This window comes from Acidobacteriota bacterium, assembly GCA_039028635.1.
In the GTDB taxonomy this organism is placed as follows: domain Bacteria; phylum Acidobacteriota; class Thermoanaerobaculia; order Multivoradales; family JBCCEF01; genus JBCCEF01.
The window spans coordinates 1-4,988 of the sequence record JBCCHV010000114.1; the positions used below are offsets into that span (position 1 = coordinate 1).

3 protein-coding genes are annotated in these 4,988 nt (G+C 66.9%); 2 read left to right on the forward strand and 1 reads right to left on the reverse strand.

Going from position 1 to position 4,988, the window contains the following annotated elements; genetic code table 11:
- The first annotated feature begins 475 nt into the window (after positions 1-475).
- Positions 476-1,627 (forward strand): AraC family transcriptional regulator, encoded by a 1,152-nt coding sequence (locus tag AAF604_24715; GenBank protein MEM7052888.1) that lies wholly within the window; start codon positions 476-478, stop codon positions 1,625-1,627.
- A 119-nt stretch (positions 1,628-1,746) separates the two neighbouring features.
- Positions 1,747-3,336 (forward strand): S41 family peptidase, encoded by a 1,590-nt coding sequence (locus AAF604_24720; protein MEM7052889.1) that lies wholly within the window; start codon positions 1,747-1,749, stop codon positions 3,334-3,336.
- Here the strand turns inward: AAF604_24720 and AAF604_24725 are convergent.
- Positions 3,302-4,828 (reverse strand): tetratricopeptide repeat protein, encoded by a 1,527-nt coding sequence (locus AAF604_24725; GenBank protein ID MEM7052890.1) that lies wholly within the window; start codon positions 4,826-4,828, stop codon positions 3,302-3,304. The genes AAF604_24720 and AAF604_24725 overlap by 35 nt on opposite strands.
- Positions 4,829-4,988 lie beyond the last annotated feature (160 nt).

Here is a 4,988-nt window from a genome sequence, read left to right on the forward strand (position 1 = left end):
GCCAAGGTCGAAGGCTCTCTCCAGAAGATCCTCAGGCTCCTCCAGCTCAACCTCTTCGACCGAAGAAACCTCCTACAGCTCCTCAGACCACCGCCCAAAGAACCGCCAGAAGCACAGCTCCAACTCCCGATCAACGCTCTCTGAAAACTTTGTGGGACAGCAGTGGCTAAAGGCGCCCCCCTCAGGCCTACGCGGCCCGGCTTCGCGCATGTCGCGCGCCTTCACCCCCGACCTCGGCGCCAAAGGCGCCGCCTCGCCCGATGGGCTCGGAAGCCGCCTGCTTAGCAGACGGCTGCGTTCTTCCATCGCGATCTTGGGCTCGTGTCGTCACTCCTGCTTCAGCCCTCGTTGCTGCGAGGCCCTGTGTTCAGAAGGCTGAGCTGCCCAGACGCAAATCCTCTCGATCACGTTCCAGGACCTGAAGGTTTGACTCGTCCCCGGGGGCGGCGGAGAATTCGCCTATGGGGGCGAGGCGGTGATCGACTTTGGCTGGCGCAGCGGCTTGATCGCCCTCGGCGTCGTCCAGGGAGCGGTGGTGGCGCTGCTACTCCTGTTCCGGCGCCGCAACCGGCAGGCCAACCGCCTGTTGGCGGCACTGCTGGCGCTGGTCGGCCTCTCCCAGATGCCCCAAATCCTCGGGTTCGCCGGCTTCTACCGCGCCTATCCGTGGCTCACCTTCGCCCCCTTCGAGGTGCCCTGGTCTTTCGGGCCGCTGATCTACCTCTACCCATTTCGCCTGATCCACGGCCGGCTGCCGCGTCGCTGGGGCTGGCTCTTCCTGCCCGCCGTCCTGCAGTTCGGCTACTACGCCTACCACTTCCTGTTCCTCTCCCTCGAGCAACGCTACGCCGCCAATCAGGCTTACCACGCCGGCCTCTTCTTACCTGCTGAGACGGTCCTGTCGGTGCTCTCCGTGGGGCTCGCCCTCGGCCTCTCGATCCGACGCTTCCGGCGTTACCAGCGCTGGCTGCCGCAAGAGGTTTCGGACCGTGAGAACTATCGCCTGCCCTGGCTGCGGAACTTCCTCCTCGGCCTCGCCTTGTGCCTCGGTCTGGTGTTGATCTTCGAGGGCTACAACCTGCTCGTGGAGTCACTCGCCTACGTCCAGATCTACCCCATGCACCTCGGCGTCGCCCTCGCCATCTACTACTTCGGCATCGAGGGTTACCGCCACGCCGAGGTCTCGTATCCGGCGATGCCGATGGCGGCGACGCCCGCCGAAGCCCCTTCCCGAGAACCCGATTGGCGAGACCGGGTGGCGCCCTGGATCGAGCGCCTCGAGGCAGAGAAGCTCTATCTCGATCCCAGCCTCAGCCTGGCGTCCCTCGCCCGCCACTTCCAGACCAACACCCACACCCTGTCGCGGGCCATCAACCAGGGCCTCGACTCCAACTTCAACGACCTCGTCAACGGCTATCGTGTGGCCGCCGTCCAGGCGCGCTTGGCGGACCCCAAGGACGATGCCTCGCTACTCGACGTCGCTCTCGCCGCGGGGTTCAACTCGAAGACCTCCTTCAACCGCTCCTTCAAGCGCCACACGGGCACCACCCCCTCGGCCTGGCGCCGACAGTCGCGCCACCCCGGGGAAGCCCGCTCCGAGAGCGCAGAAAGCCGTACCAAAGCTTGAATCGGCGGGCCTTTTCAGGATTCGGCACGCATCCTTCGCCGGCGCCTCCTAAGGTGCAGACATCGGCGCCGTGGACCGGAGACTGATCTCCGCCGGACGGCGTCGGGAGATTCGACCCCATGCGCACCGAGCTTCTCAGCTTTTCTCGCCGCCTCGCCTCGACGGCGCTCGTCGCCGTCTTCAGTCTGCTGGTCATGACCCCGGCCGCCTCGGCGGGCGACCCTCCTCCGGTTCAGAGAGCGACCGACGCCCTCGACGCCGAGCAAGCGGTGGCGGAGCTGGTACTCCTCCGCAAGGCTCTCGAACGTATCCATCCCGGCTACGATCGATACACCAGCAGCGAGGATCGCCAGCCTGCCTGGCGGTCCCTGGAGGCCCTCGCCGCCACCGGTCCTCGCCTCGAAGACTGGTATCGCGAGATCTCGCGCCTGCTCGCCCTGCTGCGCTGTGAGCACACCCGGGCCGAGCTGCCGACCGTCCTCGCCGAGCACAAGCAGCAGGGCGCTGCTTTCTTTCCCTTCCGTTTCCGGGTCTTCGATGAGGGCCTGTTCATCGAGCGCGCCGTCGCCGACAGCGGCCTGAGCCGTGGCGACCAGGTCGTGGCCTTCGCCGGGCGGCCGACCTCCGAGGTTTTGGCGGCCCTGCGCCCTTTCGTTCCCGTCGACGGTTGGGCCGACGACCTGCGCGATGCCTCCCTCGAGCAGGACGGTGACTTTCTCGGCAACACCTTCGAGCAGTTCTACTCGCTGCTCTTCGGCGACGACCCGGCGGTCGCGATGACGATCCTTCCGGCCGCCGGCGGCGAGCGGCGCACGATCGAGGTGAAGAAGATTCCCTTCGACGAGTGGCTTGCCCTCGATGGCCCGGACGCGGTGCGCTACCTCGACTTCAAAGACGCCGTTCGCCATCGCCGATTGGATACCAAGACGGCCTATCTCGCGGTCGACACCTTCGTCAATTACCGCCAGCCGGTGAATGCCGAGAAGAAGCTCGCGCCGCTTTTTCGTCGGTGGAATGGCGACGGAGTCGAGCGCCTGATCGTCGACCTGCGCAACAACGGCGGTGGCAGCGACGACGCCATGATCGCCCTGCTCCGGCTCCTCGCCGATCGCCCCTTCGAGCTCGGTGCCGCCGCCTTTACCAAAACCACCGCGATCGGCGATGACCTCAAGCCCTATCTATCGACTTGGGAGCAAAAGGCGCTCGATCCCCGGGCCGAGTGGTTCGAGCCGGCGGACAACGGCCTGTTCCGCCTCAAGCCCGGAGTCCTGGGCGCGAAGCGACGCAACCTGAAACCCCACCCGGATCGCTTCCGCGGCGAGGTTCTCGTCCTCACCAGTCGCTTCAACGGCTCCGGCAGCACCATTCTGCTCTCGCTGCTCAAGGACCGCGCCTTCGCGCGGCTGGTCGGTGAGAAGACCGGCGGCAATGTCTCCGGTCTCACGGCCGGCATCCTGTTCTTTCTCAATTTGCCCCACAGCGGTATCGATGTCCGGGTGCCTCTCCTGCTGCAGACCTTCGACCTGCAGAACCCGGAGCGGTTCGAAGCCGACCGCGGGGTTCAGCCCGATGTGCTGGTCGAGCCGACCCTCGACGGCATGCTCTCGCAACGCGACGAGATCCTCGAAGCGGCCATCGCCCTACCGGCACGCCAAGGGCAGGAACAGCCCGCCGCTAGCTCGCCGGTGAGCAGCCCGAACGACTCTTGACCGCCATGTCGGCGGCCACATAGTTGGCCGCCAAACGCCGAGACCAGGCGTCGCGCTCGGCGCCATCGCCGCCGGCGCAGGCGGCGCGGAGCAGCCCTCGCAGCACCGAGGAGCGATTCGGCTGGCGCTCGAGGGCGAGCTCGAGCTCGCGTCGCGCCGCATCCGCCTGACCGGCGTCAAGGAGCAGCTCGCCGAGGAGCTCACGGGACGGCTTCACCGGCACCGGCGGTCCGATGTCGTAGCTGCGCGCGTCCTCGGCGTCGGCCACCGCCCGCAGCACCTCGAGGGCGCGGTCCGATTTGCCCCGCCGATGCAACAGCAGCGCCTCGAGCTGACCCGCCATCAGGGCCTCGGCATCACCGGCCGCGAGCTCGCCCGCCATTCCTCGCAGCTCCGCCAAGGCGCCCTCGGCGGCTGCCAGGTCGCCGGCCTCCAAGGCGCGGTAACCCAGAGCGAAAGCCTCCGTCGCCAGCGCCGCTGCCGGCAGGTCCGCCGGATCGAGATCTCCAGGCAAGGAGGGCCAGTCGCCGGTTTCGATCCCGTGGCCGGCGCGCATGTAGGCGAGATGGCGCCGCCCCCGGGCATCGCTGGCTTCTGCCAAGGCCGCCACCAGAAAGGTCAGGCGCTCCGCCGCCTCCTGGAATCGTCCCTGCTGCAGCAGGGAATAGTGCCACCAGAAGAGGGCATGGTCGTTGCGGCGATCGCGCGCCGCCGCGGCATCGAAGGAGTCGACGTTCGAGGCCTCGCTGGCCTGCCAGTCGCCGAGGGCGAAGAAGATGTGGGACGGCATGTGGAGAGCATGAGCTGCCGAAGGCGCCACCTCGGCATAGCGCCGCGCCGCCCGCAGACCGAGGGGAGCGTGGATCGGATCGTCATAGCTGTGGATCAGGTAGTGGAGGGCTCCTGGATGGCGAGGGTTGGCCGCGTAGACCTCCTCGACGACGGCACCGGCGCGCATGTAGATCGAGTAGTCGCGGTCGCCGTCGGCGGTACCGAGAATCGCCAGGGCGTAGAAACTGGCCGCCTCGAGATCCTCCGGGTGGGCTGCCGCCAAGCGCTCCATGGCGTCCGCATAGAGCAGATCGCGCTCCTGCTTGCTGCCCTCACCGAAGAGCGCTTCAACGGCCGCCAGATAGGCCCCTTCGCGAGTGGTCGGGGCCTTGGCCAGGCGAGCCCGCGACGACTGGCCGAGGCGTGAAAGAGCCTGGCGTCCTTCCTCGGGATTCTGCTGTGCCCACACCGGGTAGTTGTAGGTCATCGCCTCGCCCCACACCGCCATGAAGAAGCCCGGCTCGATTTCGAGGGCGCGACGGAACTCGGCCCGGGCGTCGTCGTACTCGAAGCTGTGCAGCCAGAGCACGCCGCGTTCGAAGTGGGCCTGGGCTTCGGCACCACCGGAGGTCGGGAAGTCGATCTCACCGAGGTCGCGGTCGGCCCCAGCGGGAATCGCGGCGCAACACAGGGCCATCGCCAGCAGCATCTTCTTGATCATGTCCCGGAGCCTAGCAGGCTGCTGAAGAAGCCCGCGAGGCGGCTTCTTCAGCGCCTGCTGTTTATTTCAGGGGCGCCCGGCCGATGCATTATCAGAAACATACGGGCAAACCCTTGCATAGAATTATATGGCTAGTACTGTACAGGTGAAGCAAACTGGC

Excerpts from the sequence above, each read along its gene's own strand:
- AAF604_24720 (MEM7052889.1), top strand. The coding sequence starts at position 1,747 with ATGCGCACCGAGCTTCTCAGCTTTTCTCGCCGCCTCGCCTCGACGGCG.
- AAF604_24725 (MEM7052890.1), bottom strand. The coding sequence starts at position 4,828 with ATGATCAAGAAGATGCTGCTGGCGATGGCCCTGTGTTGCGCCGCGATT.